We start from the raw sequence: 14,508 nt of genomic DNA, 5'->3' as shown, positions 1-14,508 counted from the left end.
TGGGGCCGAATTCGGTTCCCATTTAGCCAGACGAAACGGGGCAGACTCATCGCCTGCCCCGTTGCTTACACTCACCAGTGTGACTAACCTCGGGGCTCAGACATCAAGCCCTTTATCGTTGAAACACAGGCAACCAATAAAACAATGGTGAACGGAAAGCCCGTTGACACCGCCATGGCCTGCAAGGCAACCAAACCGCCCCCGAGCAGAAGCACAATCGCGACCAGACCTTCAAACGTACACCAGAACACGCGCTGTGGCATAGGAGCATCCACTTTACCGCCTGCTGAAATAGTATCAATCACCAGCGAACCGGAATCCGAAGACGTCACAAAGAACACCACCACCAGAATAATACCGATGAAAGAAGTGACCTGTGCCAGTGGCAACGCATCAAGCATAGTGAACAATTGCAATGGCAACGCCGATTCCGTTACTGCCATGTAGCCATCGTTGACCACTTGGCTGATCGCCGTGCCACCAAATGCTGTCATCCAAAGTACACAAGCGGTAGATGGGATCAGCAAAACACAAACGATGAATTCACGCACGGTACGGCCACGCGATACACGCGCAATGAACATACCGACAAATGGCGACCAGGAAATCCACCACGCCCAATAGAATGCAGTCCAACCTTGCGAGAAGTTGGCATCTTCTCGACCAAACGGCATAGAAAGCGCAGGGAGATATTCAATATAGGCCACCAGGTTACCGAAGAAACCACTAAGAATACCGATCGTTGGGCCCATCAAAATCACAAAAGACAACAACGCGATGGCCAACATCATGTTGATTTCCGACAAACGCTTCACGCCCGCATCAAGCCCAGCGGCAACCGACACCAGTGCGAGTCCCGTGATAAATACCACCAGAAGGATTTCTGTGGTTGTCCCCAATGGAATACCGAATAGGAAATTCAACCCCGCCGCAGCCTGAGACGCACCAAAACCAAGGGACGTAGCCAAACCGAACAGCGTTGCAACCACGGCCAATATATCAATGATATGACCCGTCCAACCCCAAACACGCTCACCGAAAAGTGGGTAAAACACAGAACGCATGGTGAGTGGTAAGCCCTTATTAAAGGAGAACAGTGCTAAACCTAATGCCAGAATGGCGTAAATCGCCCAAGGGTGAAGACCCCAGTGATAGATAGTGGCAGCCATGGCCAAATCTGCTGCTGCACTTGCGTCACCCGCAGCACCACCTAGCGGCGCCCAGTCCGTCCTCACGCCATCTTCAACCGATATGCCACCAAACGATGACGCATAGTGAGAAAGCGGCTCCGACACACCATAGAACATCAAACCGATGCCCATACCTGCTGCAAACAGCATGGAGAACCAACCTGGATAGGTATAATCCGGCGTCGCTTCAGTACCACCAAGGCGAACCTTACCCAAAGGGCTGACAATCAAAAACAAGCAGACAATGACAAAAATGTCACCCGCTGTAATGAAGAACCAGTCAAGGTTTGAGGTTAGCCAGCCGCGGATATCGCCAAAAACTGGCGCGACTTCTTTTTGAAAGGCAAGGGTAACAAAGACAAACAACGCGATGAAAAGCCCTGAGATAAGGAATACGCGGTTGTGGATGTCTAGCCCGAGTGGGCCAATTTTAAGTGCTATGTTGTCTTGACCCACCTGATAGTCGGTATCGATGGGGTTAACGTCACCATCAGGTTTCATTAACTCTTCATGACTTTTATCGCTCACAGTAAACTCCTTTGTCCGTTTAGCGAGTGATGTCAATGGCGTTGAATATGCGGGAAGAAGAGCCAATTACAACATCTGTCGACATCATACATATTGAACGCTCACTGGCAGACCGAGCACTGTAACATATCCTTAGTGTTCAATGCTTCAATAGTAAGATCTGCGTCGAAGCAATTGCCGCTTTCTGCTTCATTTCTAGCCATGTGTAGCAACTATCAGGCAGTTCACAGACGAATATAACCATTGAACCCTAAGCATTTGATACATCTAGTTCGAACAATAGTTTTATCTTTTCGCCTGCCAAGCAAGTTATGTAAATGCGTCTCTGACGATCTTAAATCAGCCAATGTGTCATATTGAAAATGATCAGGTGTTGCCAATGAAATGACCTCAACATGCTTGTTCTACTCGGCCTCGATAGCGTGTGACATGTTGCGAAACAAGGATCTTGAGGTGACTCAGTGCGAGATACAAAAAATCCGGGCGTTTCCGCCCGGATTTTAGAGGTGTTACGAACGTGGTTCTGACATGAGTCCCTTCACCAAAGAGAAGGCACAGAGCAACAGTACAATACCAAACGGTAGACCGGTCGAGACCACCATGGCTTGTAGCGCGGACAGACCGCCGCCCAGCAACAGTGAAATCGCAACTAGGCCCACAAATGAACACCAGAAAATACGCTGTGGTACTGGTGAATCCACTTTACCGCCTGCAGAGATGGTGTCGATAACCAGTGAACCAGAATCTGACGAAGTGACAAAGAACACCACAACCAGAATGATACCAAGCAAAGAAGTAATACTAGACAGCGGCAAGCCATCTAGCATGCTGAACAATTGCAAAGGCAACTCAGCATCAACAACGGCAGTGTAGCCACCTTGAAGCTGTTCAATCGCTGTCGTGCCAAATGCGGTCATCCACATCACACAAACAGAGGTTGGAATCAACAACACACAAATGATGAACTCACGTACGGTACGACCACGCGATACACGCGCGATAAACATACCCACGAATGGTGACCAAGACATCCACCACGCCCAGTAGAAGGCAGTCCAACCCTGAGAATAGTTGGCGTCTTCACGACCAAATGGCATCGACAGTGCAGGCAGATTCTCGAAATAAGCACCCATGTTTGAAACCAGGTTGCTAAAGATCGACAACGTTGGGCCGACCGCAATCACGAATACCATCAGTAACGTGGCCATCAGCATGTTGAATTCAGACAGACGTTTCACGCCCGCATCCAAACCTGCAACCACTGAACTCAACGCAAGACCGGTAATACCGATGATCAACGCAATTTGCGTTGGCGTGCCGTCTGGAATACCAAACAGGTAGTTCAAGCCCGCTGCCGCTTGCGAAGCACCAAAGCCTAACGACGTTGCCAAACCAAACAAGGTCGCAACCACCGCAGTGATATCGATGATGTGGCCAGGCCAACCCCAAATGCGCTCACCAAAGATTGGGTAAAACACTGAACGCATGGTCAGTGGCAAACCTTTGTTGAATGAGAACAGTGCAAGAGACAAAGCAAGCAGTGCGTAGATCGCCCATGGGTGTAGACCCCAGTGGTAAATCGTCGCTGCCATACCCAGATCTTTCGCCGCGTCTGCGTTACCCATTGCGCCACCTAACGGTGACCAGTCAGTACGCAAACCATTGGCGCCTTCAACAACCCCACCCATTGACGCCGCGTAATGAGATAGTGGCTCAGACACACCATAGAACATCAAGCCGATACCCATGCCTGCTGCAAACAGCATCGAGAACCAACCCACATAGGTGTAATCAGGTTTTGCTTCCGTACCGCCAAGACGCACTTTGCCAAGCGGACTGACAACAAGGAGAAGACACAGAATAACGAATACGTTACCTGCACCAATGAAGAACCAATCCAGTTGAGCGGTTAGTGTGTTTCGCATTTCACTAAAAAGTGGACCGACTGACTGTCGAAACAGAAGGGTGATGACAACAAACAATGCCACCATAGAACCGGAAATCACGAACACGCGGTTATGAATATCCAAGCCAAACGGGCCGATATTCAATGCGATATTATCCTGACCTACCTGATAATCCGTATCGATAGGTGCCACAGCACCATCCGGCGACATCAATTCATCGTGGCTTTTATCACTCACAACGACAACTCCATTTTCTTTTGGCTGGTACAAAAAACCAGCAACAGATTAAATTAATGGCTAACTATCGTTGTTAGTGATTGTTCGGTAAAACGAAAATAAATCGTCGTTTCAATCGAATTCTCCAATACAAATCACCAAGCAAATGACAGCCGTAAAAAACATTCACCGCACGAATACCATGCGGAAATATTTGTAATGAAAATAATCAGTTAGATTGCAGCAAAGATAAATAAGCCTTCCAGAATAAAAAAACGCCAGGTTTCGCTGGCGTTGATCTTATTTAAGTAGGCTTACTGTATTGAAGGCTTAAAAACAATTTTCTCGTCTTCTTCACCCGCTTTCATGTCGTTGTAACGAGCCAGATCCAAGGAATCTTCACTTTTCGCCACAATACATGTCACCGCACAGTCACCGGTAATATTTACCGCAGTGCGGATCATATCCAGCAGACGGTCAACACCCATGATCAATGCAATACCTTCTAGTGGCAGACCCACCTGATTCAATACCATCGCCAACATGACTAGGCCTACACCCGGTACGCCTGCCGTACCAATCGATGCCAACGTCGCCGTCAAGATCACTGTCAAGTAATCCATCATCGTCAAATCAACGTTAAACGCCTGCGCGATAAAGACCGTTGCCACACCCTGCATCATCGCCGTGCCATCCATGTTAATGGTCGCACCCAGCGGGATCGTGAATGATGCTATTTTGTTGTCTGCGCCCATACGGCGCGTCGCGGTTTCCATCGACACAGGAATGGTGGCATTAGAAGATGCCGTTGAGAACGCAAACATAATCGCGTCTTCCATCTTCTTGAGGAAGATGATTGGACTAAGCCCCGAAAATACTTTCAGTAGCGTGGTGTAAGTCACCAAGGCATGCAGGATCAGTGCGCCCGACAACACCAAGAAGTACTCAGCCAAACTCATGATGGCTGACAACCCTAACGTGGTAAACAGCTTCGCCATCAAACAGAACACACCATAAGGTGCAAGGTTCATCAAAAGCGCAACCAGCTTAAGGATCACTTCATTCATATCACGGAAAAATGACGCAACACGCTCACCCGGCGCACCAGAAGCACTGATCGCAATACCAAACAACACAGCGAAAATGATGATTTGCAGCGTATTGCCTTCAGCCATCGAACTGATTGGGTTGGTTGGGAACATGCCCACAATCACTTGACCCAAAGTTGGTGCTTCCGTCGCCGCAAAGCTAGAAGCTGCGGTTAAGTCTGCGCCCTTTCCTGGGCCAAACAGCAAAGCAAGGCTCATTGCCAGCGTAATAGCGAGCGCAGTGGTACCTAGATAGAACATCAGCGTTTTACCGCCCAAACGTCCCAAGGTCGCAATGTCTTTCAGCGCACTCGTGCCACATACCAGCGAGACGAACACCAAAGGCACAACCAGCATCTTCAGGCTGGCTACAAATATTTGTCCGCCGACATCAAAAAGACCGTTAACGATATACTCATTAACGAATCCTTCGTCAGCAAAAAGAAAGCGAATCGCAAATCCGGTCGCAATACCCATGACCATACCCACCAAAACGCGCGTGGTCAGGGACATCTTGTTTTTTTCTGCATTCATCGTTGAATACTCCATTTCTTGATTTACGTGCTTGTCACATACAAAGCGCAAAGAGATTAACAGCGGATCTGCAATTTGAGATACGTCCCTAATACGGGACAAATCATCAAACATGCGACAGATCACACATTTAAATGCGCGCGGCAACGTTGCAACCACAGAAAAATAACAAGGCGGCTATTTATTCGTTTGTTTATTGTTCAGTACAATTTGGGAGGGAATGATGAAATCGGTATATAAGGCGTAATTTCTTGAGTTTCTCCCCAAAAAATTGTTAACAAAAAGTCACCTGAGACGATTATCTCGCGACAGTTTGACGAGAGGATATTATCGATTATCATCATTTTAATAATCATAATTTATGAACAATCATGCTGAACCCAAAATGGCTAACCACATTTGAAACGCTGGTCAAAACCCAGAGCTTTACCAAAACAGCCGAATGCCTGTTTATGACTCAGCCCGGCGTCAGTCAGCACATTAAAAAGCTGGAAGATGCGCTCGGGGAAACGCTGATCTATCGCGAAGGAAAACAGTTTGAACTAAGCCAAGCGGGGATAATGCTCACGGAGTATATTGCGTCACAAAAGCAGCTCAAAGAGACATTTCTTGCCCAGCTAAAAGAAGACAGCCCCAATCAAGGGCCCATTCGCATTGCTTGCTCTGGTGCAATGGCGATGAAACTCTACCCGCTTTTACTCGCCCATCAGCAGCAGCACCCTGAATTATCCGTTCATCTCGAAGCCGCACCTGCCTCCCGCATTCACGCATTGCTCATGGATAATTCGATCGATATTGGCATCAGCACACAACCCATCGCCCACCCCTCGATTGAAGAAACACTGGTAGGTAAAGAATCGCTATGTTTGGTCGTACCATCACAAAGCAAAGTCGACGCGCAAGATTACGACGCCCTTTGCCGACTCGGCTATATTCAGCATCCCGATGCGAGCCATTATGCCGATCTGGTACTTTCCAAAAACTACCCCAAGCACTATCGCGGGCTAGACGGATTTCGTGACCGAGGCTACGTGAATCAACTGGCACAGATATTATTGCCAGTATCACAAGGACTAGGTTTTACCGTATTGCCGGAAGGTGTGATTGACAGCTTTACTGAGAGCAGCAAACTTTCTTGCCTTCCTTTAACTCATCCTGTTTATCAGCCCGTTTATCTAGCCCAAAAGCGTTACCGGAATTTACCTCAGCGTTACCAGACGGTGATTGAACTCATCAAAAAAGCCGTTGCATAAAAAAGCCGCCCTTGTAGGACGGCTATTCTTGAGCACTTTACTCGCGAGTCATTGCGTCGTTACAGACGGAAGAATGCCAGTTCTTGTTTTTGGTTTTCAGCCAATTGAGACAGCTCATGGCTCGCCTGCGCACTTTGACTGATACCAGTAACATTCTGCGTAATAAGGGTCGACACGTTAGTGATATTACGGTTGATGTCCTGCGTCACGGCTGACTGTTGCTCTGCCGCTGTCGCGACCAAAGTGTTCATATCCGTGATCTGCGCTACCGACTGCGTAATGCCATTCAATGCATCATTCGCTTGTAGGCTCAGTTCCTGGGTGCGTCCGAGTACATCCATACACATGCCCATGCTATCGCCTGCTTTAGAAGCCTGACCTTGTAACCCTTCAATGATTTTTTGGATTTCTTTCGTCGACTCTTCCGTTCGCGCCGCAAGCATACGCACTTCATCTGCAACCACCGCAAAACCGCGCCCTGTATGACCAGCACGCGCCGCTTCAATTGCCGCGTTCAGTGCCAGCAAGTTAGTTTGCTCTGAAATACCACGGATCACTTCAACAACAAGGCTGATACGGTTTGATTGCTCACGCAAAGTAGACACCATGGTCGCCGTATTTTCTATCGATTCAGCCATTTGCACCGCAGCTTGCGCGCTTTGTTCGAAGATCGCCAAACCTCGTGACGCTAACTCATCCGTTTGACGCGCCGCATGATCAGCATTCACGGCATTGTCAGACACATTGTCAGCCGTACTCGAAAGTTCTGTCACTGCTGAGGCAACTTGTTCAATTTCGCCTTGCTCTAGCTGTGCATTCGCCGTTGATTGCGTCATGACTGTCGCCAACTGTGTTGATGCTGCTGCGACTTGATCGCTGATGCTAAAAAGGGTTGTCACGGTATGACGTAGTTGATCAATGGTTTTATTGGAATCTTGGCCAAGACGTGCGAGCTCATTTGAACCTTCATCATTGGCTCTTGCGTTCAAATCCCCCGCGGCCAATCTACGCATCACATCTTGCAAAACAGCAAGTGGTCTAACAATCACACCTGATAACCACCAACCGATCATCATCGCAATCAGTATTGACGCCGCGAGCATACCGCCCGTCGTCATGATCGCCTGCTCCGTATTTTGATCAGCCAACTGTAAGTCGCGTTCGACTAACGGATTAATGAAAGCGGAGAGTTCAGCAATCGCGTTCATCATGTCGCTGCCCATGTAACGGTATTCGTTCACCATGGCGTTATAACGTGAGTTATCGACACTGTTCTCGAAAAATGCCCCAATCGTCGGTGCCGCAGTGGCACTGGTATAGCGAACATAATCGCCAATGCTTTTTTCGACTTGCTGCGCCAATTCACGTAATTGCGCAGTTTGCGCCATGTTACGAGTAATATCGAGCGCGTCTTGACCTAGTCGCGAAACATTGTTCGCCATTTCCTTCGTTCTTGCTTGATCGTAGATGCCATAGATCGCTTCTACACGCATGCCCCAGGCAATGTCTGCAAGTCTGGATACATCATCTTTGTCTGCTGCCGCTTGACGCGCCGTATTGCTGGTCATGTGCATGGAAGATTCCATTTCGCTTTTGGCGAAAATGAGAACCGAGAAAACGCTGAGAACCAGAATACAAATGGGGATCAGAATTTGGTATCGAATAGAAATATTGTTAAGTGACATATGTCGTTTAAACCTGAAGTTTTTCGTGTGCCGAGGTATCAAAATCCGCTGCATTATGTGATTTAACTCACTAAAACTCCACCTCAAATTCGTCTTTCGCAACACTTAATTTCACTATTAATAACACGCGTCAAATAGCCGCCGGAAGTGTCAAAAAAACATGAAAATAAACCTGGCGTAGATGGAAGAACGACCACAAATAGCTCGTTATTAGCACAGCCAGTAGAAAGATTAAAGAACATCAAATCGCCCAGTTATAAAGACAAAAAGTAGATGAGGCAATCGCCAGAAAGGAAGTGTTTGAGGAAAATCGGGAAAGCCTTGCGTACATATCTATATGACTTTATTTAACATACGCAAGGTTTGAAAATGAGTGCGGATCAACTCGCAGATAAAGCCGTGACAAGCTCTTCGATATCGGCATTCTTGTCATTGCTCGACAACCACACCATAAATAGCTCGCTCGCCGTTGAGGGGCTGTCTTTCACCAAATGTAATTCACCCGCTTCAATCCAATATTGAGCCACAGACAAAGGAAGAAAACCCACCCCTCCACGACTGAGCAGAAACTTCAGTGCAGGCTGACAACCATGGCTATGCAGAACAGGAGTGCGCTGTAGCGAAGGAATACGGCTGTGTTCAACACCAAAACGTGTTCCCCAATCTAAATACACCAGCGGTAATTCCGCGATGCTTTCCATGTCCTGATCCGGTTCGCTCGACACCAACACTAACTCAAAACTGGTCAAGCGGAATTGTTGCAGATCAGCCAATTTTGGCGGCTCACTGGTCAGCACCACATCCACCAGCTTTTCCAACAAGGCATTAGAAATTTGCTGGCGGTTTAACGATTCAGTCCGCAGTGCCCACTCAGGTTGCACCGTTTGCACATGCTCAAGCCAATCACTGCTGCTTTCCAACTCCCAGATCAGCGACGTTGCCCCTACGGTCAATTGTTGCTGATATGAATCAGTTAATGCCACGTCTTGGCGGGCACGCCCCCATGTTTGGAGGATATTCTCCGCATACGGCACAAAACGCTCACCAGCGGCAGTTAAACGCAAGTCACCACGTTTACGGGTAAAAACGGGGGTGCCGAGTTTGATTTCAAGCTGACGGATGCGAAAACTCACCGCAGACTGCGTCAAATACAAGTTTGTCGCGGCTTTACCAAAATGACGGGTCTTATTGACTTCCAAAAAGGTGCGTAGTAAATCAGTATCCATATCAGCGCTATATCAAGGTAATATCATCTACTTGCGTTATCGTGCAAAAGCTAGTCTCGGTCAAGGTGAAAAGCCATAAATTGCCAACTTTCATTGCCATTTGGACGACTTATGTACCCAGAGGGATGAAAATTGAGAAATGACTTCGCTGCATCAAGCTCTGCGGCGGACTTCCGGCTTAGGCAAAGAAAAACAAACAGAGTAAACGCCGCCCCCCAAACACCAACCCAAAACGAACAATCCCCAGTGCTGCACCACTCCGCCAATCAGCGCAGACGCAATCATGAGGAAAAGGCAAAGCAGTAAAAGGTTAATAAAAGAGGCCAGTGCACGATTCGCTTTGAAGCTCTTTTGCACAAAAACAAACACGCAAAGATAAATAGCGGCCACTTGCTTGTTGTAAAACCTATCAAGGTACATGACGAGCCACAAGCCCCACAACGCACCTAATGCCACATCCAACCAAAGCTCAAACATCTGGCCTCCCACCGCTTTTCAACCGCGTATTGGTTTATTTAGCTAAGTGTAATCTCCCCCCTCTTTTGACACGTGTTCTATCAAAGAGAATGCAACCAATCCCATAACACCCGAACGTAATTAAGAACGAACATTGGACGCCTACGTGGTACGTCTGCCCGTACAGACCGTCACGAAAAGTGAATCGAGACCTGCATTTTTTATGGGTCTCTCGATTGTTGCCCGTTTTATCCATTTCAATGCAGCTGGCCGATATTTCCCCACTTTAAGGCATGCTTCGCGTGGTAATCACAACACCGCTGTTTTAAGATGCCTGAACAGAAAGACATTGGACGTCACCACCTTACAGGAGTTATTGCGTGCGCATTTCCGCCCCAATCGTAGAATCATTAGACAGCATCTTGCCAGACGAACCTCTTTTAATGATGGGTGCGGGCCCAGTGCCAATTCCTGCCAAAGTGGCAGCCGCCAATGGGATCGTGATCAACCACCTTGGTGAAACCATGTCTCGCATTATCGAGCAGGTCAAAGCCATGTCGCGCTACGTTTTCCAAACCGAGTCATCACACATTTTGGGTGTGGCAGGCCCCGGCTCTGCCGCGATGGAAATGGCGGTTGCCAACTTGGTTGCACCGGGCGATAACGTCTTGTCTGTGTGTAACGGATTCTTCAGTACCCGCTTATCCGAAATGTCTGAACGTGTAGAAGGCAATGTCACGCGTTTTGTCATTGAAGAAGGCAAAGCGGCTGATCCCTTATTGGTTGAACAAGCTATCGCCAAATACTCACCGAAAGTGCTCACCATTGTGCAAGGTGAAACATCAAACACTGTGTGCAACAGTGCGCTGCCGGATATTTGCCGCGCGGCGAAAGCGGCAGGCTGTCTGGTGATTGTTGATGCCGTCTGTACCCTGAGCACAATGCCACTGTACATGGATGAGTGGGGTGTTGATGCCGTGATCACGGGCGGACAAAAAGGCCTGAGCTGCATTCCCGGGGTTTCCCTCGTGGCATTTTCTGAGCACGCATGGGACAAAATCACCTCGCGCCAAGACACGCTGCGCCATTGGTGTTTGGATGCCAAACTGGCCGATAAATTCTGGTACCAAAGCTCATACCATTACACCGCCCCCGTATCGGGCATCATGGCGATTCATGAAGCACTGCGTCTTGTCTGTGAAGAGACCTTACCGGGTCGTTTCGACCGTCATTTACGCTGCTCATTAGCACTACAAGCAGGCATTGAAGGATTAGGACTGTCGTTGTATGCCGACAAAGCATCACGCTTGAACTCTGTGGTGGGTATTCATGTTCCGAAGGGGATTGATCAAAAAACAATTCTTGCACGCATTTCGAACGATTTTAAAGTCGAAATCTCAGGTTCATTTGGGTTAGATATTGTCCGTATCGGACAAATGGGCGAACAGTGTCGTGTGCACAATATTTTCCGCACGATTCACGCGTTAGGTTCGACAATTCAAGGGTTGGATGGAGAGGCTAACCTGCCTCGAGGTGTGGCGATGTTGGAAAAAGCATTGCAGGAATATCAGCCGCAGTTCGTCTAACTGCTATTCGTTGTGTTAATTGTCAGCTATTAGAACGATCAACCGATAACTCACCATCCTCTTGCGTAATTGAAAACACATGGTTTGGTGAGTGTGTCACTTCCTCTGATCCCAAACGCAAATACTCGCCGTCAGACTCATAGCCATGGTCGACCCATATGCGAGTCATCGATGCGCGCTGCATGAACCGAGAAAGGTTGTTGTCTGCATTTTTTATCGAGACCGCTTTTTGCTTATCTGAGCCAAAAAAGTACAACGTAAAACAGCGAGCAAGCATCAATAACTGAGATTGGTTCAGTTCGATTGTCGGTGTCACATCCCCAGCGACCTCTTCTATAGCGTTATCCGTTTTAACATCTCGTGCTTCAGTTTCCGCGTCCCCCCGATCAACATTGGCGATATTATCGAGAGAAAGATCCGACACAAGATTCACGCCCGCGACATAGTCAGCGTCAAGCTGATACTCATTCAGATACACCACCAAATCTTTCCCTTTGGTGATGTGTTGCTTTGCCTCAGCGGTGAACGCAACTAACGCTTCAGCTTCTTCGATCTCTTCCCCCCAATACGGTGACGGGCAAGATCCCGCCGCGACCACGTCGCAATGAAAACCAAGGTCAACCCCCACAGTGGAAAGAAAATCGTGGACTGACAGTGTGACGTTTTCAGACTCGCTTTTAAGCAAGGTCACAAAATGAGGTTCAAGGATGACTTTCGGCTTAGGCAAATCTTTGAAGAAAAAGTCAGCCAGTTTGACGGTGATCGAAATCTGTTTCGATTCAGCTCCCACCAGCAAATAGAATTTCATTTTTTTGGTAAAGAAGTTATAACTTGGACGTCTAAAATAATTAAAGCGAACCTTCTCTCTAAGCCCAAGTAAAAAGACTCTGGGATGAGAAAGCGTATGGCTCAAATGGCTTTTTAAATTCGCCCGGTAATCAACCACATATTGACTCAGGCTGCCAGATTCATCAGAAAATCGATCATCTACAAGCAGATCTGCCCAGAACATTTCGGTTCCGATCAACCCCGCTCGCCAGTGGCGCTTCATGCAAATTGATTCAGTCTGCTTAATCGCCTCCAAACGCTACTCTCTCTCTGACTGTTAATATCATTAAAAAAGAATAGTTTATATTTGCGAATAACATGCAGTTCAGTAGCACATTCCATCACTTTTAAAAGGCCTCTTTGCCTATTTAGACGGAAAAGTGACAATCTTTGGCGCCTCATACACCATCATCGAGCGACTTAGTGCATCAAATGGCGACTTCTCACTGCCTCAATCGACATGGGCTTATCGTGGAAATAGCCTTGTTGATATTCGCAGCCTCGGTCAGCCAAAAATATCGCTTGTTCTTCGTTTTCTACCCCTTCAGCGACAATGTCGATGTTTAAACGATGAGCCAGTTCGATGATCGATTCCAGCACCGGCGCATTAATGGAGTCGACCCCCACTGTATCAACAAAGCATTTGTCGATTTTGAGGTAATCAAACTTAAGCCGCTGTAACATAGACAGCGAAGTATGCCCCACACCGAAATCATCAATCGCCACGCGAACACCTAAATCACGCACAGCATCAATCTGTAAGATCGCTTTTTCATCGAGTAGTTGTCGCTCAGTCACTTCTAACGTTAACGACAGATTCACACGATCGAATTCTTTTAACGTTGCTTTCAACGTGTCTTCAAGGTCATCACTGCACATGAACTCCGGCGGCACGTTAACGCCTAAGTGATAACACTGAGTAAAATTAAGCGATGCCATGTCTTCGACGACAGTTTTAAATACATAACGCGTAAACGGCATACTCAGTTGCTGATTTTCGATTTCAGGAATAAATATTTCAGGACTGACGCTCCCCATTGTTGGGTGCTGCCAACGCGCCAACGCCTCAAAACCGTGCAATCGGTTATCTTTGCCATAAATGGGCTGATACTGCAGATGAAACTCTTTTCGCTCCATACCCCGTCTAATTTCTTCTGCGAGCGAAAAACGAGGCGTGAAAAAACGGATCAGCAGATGCGCCAAAAGGGAAAGCAACAACGCAATCGGCATGCTCGATAGTACAAACATAGCCATCGTCTTGTTCACATTGCTATCCGATGCTGATGCACCAATTCTGATATGGTATTTGTCGGAACTTACCGAATTTTCAATGACCTGATCTGCATAGCATTTGCCAACCAAAGTCGCACTGCCGAACCAAATGGTCAGTTTGGAATAACGCGCAGAAGACGCCAGATCCAGATATTCATGAAACGCCGGCTTGGTCAGCACCACGAATCCTTGTCCGTTTTGCGTTTTTTCCGTGGCTACGACAAGCACTTTTTCACTGCTTTCGTCCGCATCAATTTTCCTGTAGCTGTGTATACCTGGCTCAATTTTTTTCTCAAGCAATGCCAGATCAACCCAGTCAAAAAACTGATTCGACTGACAGAGTATTTCTCCATCTTTGACCGTGATGTAATGCTCAACATTGGGCAAAAGCGCCATCCTGTCTTGGATGACTCGACAATTTTCGGGCTCACTCAGTGCCATACTGACCTGAGTAGCCAGCACTGTCGCTTTACGCTCGACGGCTTGTAGATAGAAGGCACCAAACTCTTCAGCATGTTTGTCTATGGTCAATTTGGACAAATACAGACCAAATGCAACAGAAAAAAACAACGGCACACAAAGCAAAACGAGGTAGTAAACCGCATCCTGTTTATCGAACTTCATTGATTCGGCAAACCTTCAAAATAGCAGATGTACCCAACAAAAAGACCAGCAAGCTGTCTAACTTATTAACCACCCCTCAACATTGAGAACATGTAATAGAGCAGCTAGTTACAGA

Annotated in this window: 10 protein-coding genes; 2 read left to right on the top strand and 8 right to left on the bottom strand. The window is 47.5% G+C overall.

Annotated elements, in window-relative coordinates; genetic code table 11:
* Positions 1 to 83: 83 nt before the first annotated feature.
* The 3 genes from A1OO_RS04700 to A1OO_RS04690 form a co-directional block, all read right to left on the bottom strand.
* On the bottom strand, positions 84 to 1,718 hold the full coding sequence (locus tag A1OO_RS04700; RefSeq protein ID WP_016958434.1) for a BCCT family transporter: 1,635 nt from the start codon (positions 1,716 to 1,718) through the stop codon (positions 84 to 86).
* Between the two features lie 509 nt (positions 1,719 to 2,227).
* Positions 2,228 to 3,862 carry a BCCT family transporter gene (locus A1OO_RS04695; protein ID WP_017004777.1) on the bottom strand — a complete coding sequence of 545 codons (1,635 nt, stop codon included), beginning with the start codon at positions 3,860 to 3,862 and terminating at the stop codon, positions 2,228 to 2,230.
* A gap of 293 nt (positions 3,863 to 4,155) precedes the next feature.
* A complete protein-coding gene (locus A1OO_RS04690; protein WP_017004776.1) occupies positions 4,156 to 5,463 on the bottom strand; it encodes a dicarboxylate/amino acid:cation symporter in 1,308 nt (435 codons plus the stop codon).
* A 371-nt stretch (positions 5,464 to 5,834) separates the two neighbouring features.
* Here A1OO_RS04690 and A1OO_RS04685 point away from each other — a divergent pair, with 371 nt between their 5' ends.
* Positions 5,835 to 6,716 (top strand): LysR family transcriptional regulator, encoded by an 882-nt coding sequence (locus tag A1OO_RS04685; protein ID WP_017004775.1) that lies wholly within the window; start codon positions 5,835 to 5,837, stop codon positions 6,714 to 6,716.
* Positions 6,717 to 6,775: 59 nt separating this feature from the next.
* Here A1OO_RS04685 and A1OO_RS04680 read toward each other — a convergent pair whose 3' ends face one another.
* The 3 genes from A1OO_RS04680 to A1OO_RS04670 all read right to left on the bottom strand — a co-directional run bounded on the left by A1OO_RS04680 (position 6,776) and on the right by A1OO_RS04670 (position 10,104).
* Positions 6,776 to 8,401, bottom strand: coding sequence for a methyl-accepting chemotaxis protein (locus tag A1OO_RS04680; RefSeq protein WP_017004774.1), 1,626 nt, complete (start codon positions 8,399 to 8,401; stop codon positions 6,776 to 6,778).
* A gap of 380 nt (positions 8,402 to 8,781) precedes the next feature.
* Complete coding sequence (locus A1OO_RS04675; protein WP_016958439.1) at positions 8,782 to 9,627, bottom strand: LysR family transcriptional regulator; 846 nt, start codon at positions 9,625 to 9,627, stop codon at positions 8,782 to 8,784.
* 153 nt (positions 9,628 to 9,780) lie between these two features.
* Positions 9,781 to 10,104 carry a hypothetical protein gene (locus A1OO_RS04670; protein ID WP_016958440.1) on the bottom strand — a complete coding sequence of 108 codons (324 nt, stop codon included), beginning with the start codon at positions 10,102 to 10,104 and terminating at the stop codon, positions 9,781 to 9,783.
* A 359-nt stretch (positions 10,105 to 10,463) separates the two neighbouring features.
* Between A1OO_RS04670 and A1OO_RS04665 the strand changes: the two genes are divergently transcribed.
* Entirely contained in the window at positions 10,464 to 11,669 is a 1,206-nt protein-coding gene (locus A1OO_RS04665) for a pyridoxal-phosphate-dependent aminotransferase family protein (RefSeq protein ID WP_017004773.1), read from the top strand.
* A gap of 22 nt (positions 11,670 to 11,691) precedes the next feature.
* Here the strand turns inward: A1OO_RS04665 and A1OO_RS04660 are convergent, their stop codons facing one another.
* Both A1OO_RS04660 and A1OO_RS04655 read right to left on the bottom strand, forming a co-directional pair.
* Entirely contained in the window at positions 11,692 to 12,681 is a 990-nt protein-coding gene (locus tag A1OO_RS04660) for a hypothetical protein (protein ID WP_241819042.1), read from the bottom strand.
* A gap of 236 nt (positions 12,682 to 12,917) precedes the next feature.
* Complete coding sequence (locus A1OO_RS04655) at positions 12,918 to 14,393, bottom strand: EAL domain-containing protein (protein WP_017004772.1); 1,476 nt, start codon at positions 14,391 to 14,393, stop codon at positions 12,918 to 12,920.
* Positions 14,394 to 14,508: the final 115 nt, after the last annotated feature.

This window comes from Enterovibrio norvegicus FF-33 (assembly GCF_000286835.2).
GTDB lineage: Bacteria > Pseudomonadota > Gammaproteobacteria > Enterobacterales > Vibrionaceae > Enterovibrio > Enterovibrio norvegicus_A.
The sequence above is the reverse complement of the archived record's forward strand: the minus strand, read 5'-3'. Positions and strand labels throughout refer to the sequence as shown.

Excerpts from the sequence above, each read along its gene's own strand:
- A1OO_RS04685 (WP_017004775.1), top strand. The coding sequence starts at position 5,835 with ATGCTGAACCCAAAATGGCTAACCACATTTGAAACGCTGGTCAAAACC.
- A1OO_RS04655 (WP_017004772.1), bottom strand. The coding sequence starts at position 14,393 with ATGAAGTTCGATAAACAGGATGCGGTTTACTACCTCGTTTTGCTTTGT.
- A1OO_RS04690 (WP_017004776.1), bottom strand. The coding sequence starts at position 5,463 with ATGAATGCAGAAAAAAACAAGATGTCCCTGACCACGCGCGTTTTGGTG.
- A1OO_RS04680 (WP_017004774.1), bottom strand. The coding sequence starts at position 8,401 with ATGTCACTTAACAATATTTCTATTCGATACCAAATTCTGATCCCCATT.
- A1OO_RS04670 (WP_016958440.1), bottom strand. The coding sequence starts at position 10,104 with ATGTTTGAGCTTTGGTTGGATGTGGCATTAGGTGCGTTGTGGGGCTTG.
- A1OO_RS04675 (WP_016958439.1), bottom strand. The coding sequence starts at position 9,627 with ATGGATACTGATTTACTACGCACCTTTTTGGAAGTCAATAAGACCCGT.
- A1OO_RS04660 (WP_241819042.1), bottom strand. The coding sequence starts at position 12,681 with ATGTTCTGGGCAGATCTGCTTGTAGATGATCGATTTTCTGATGAATCT.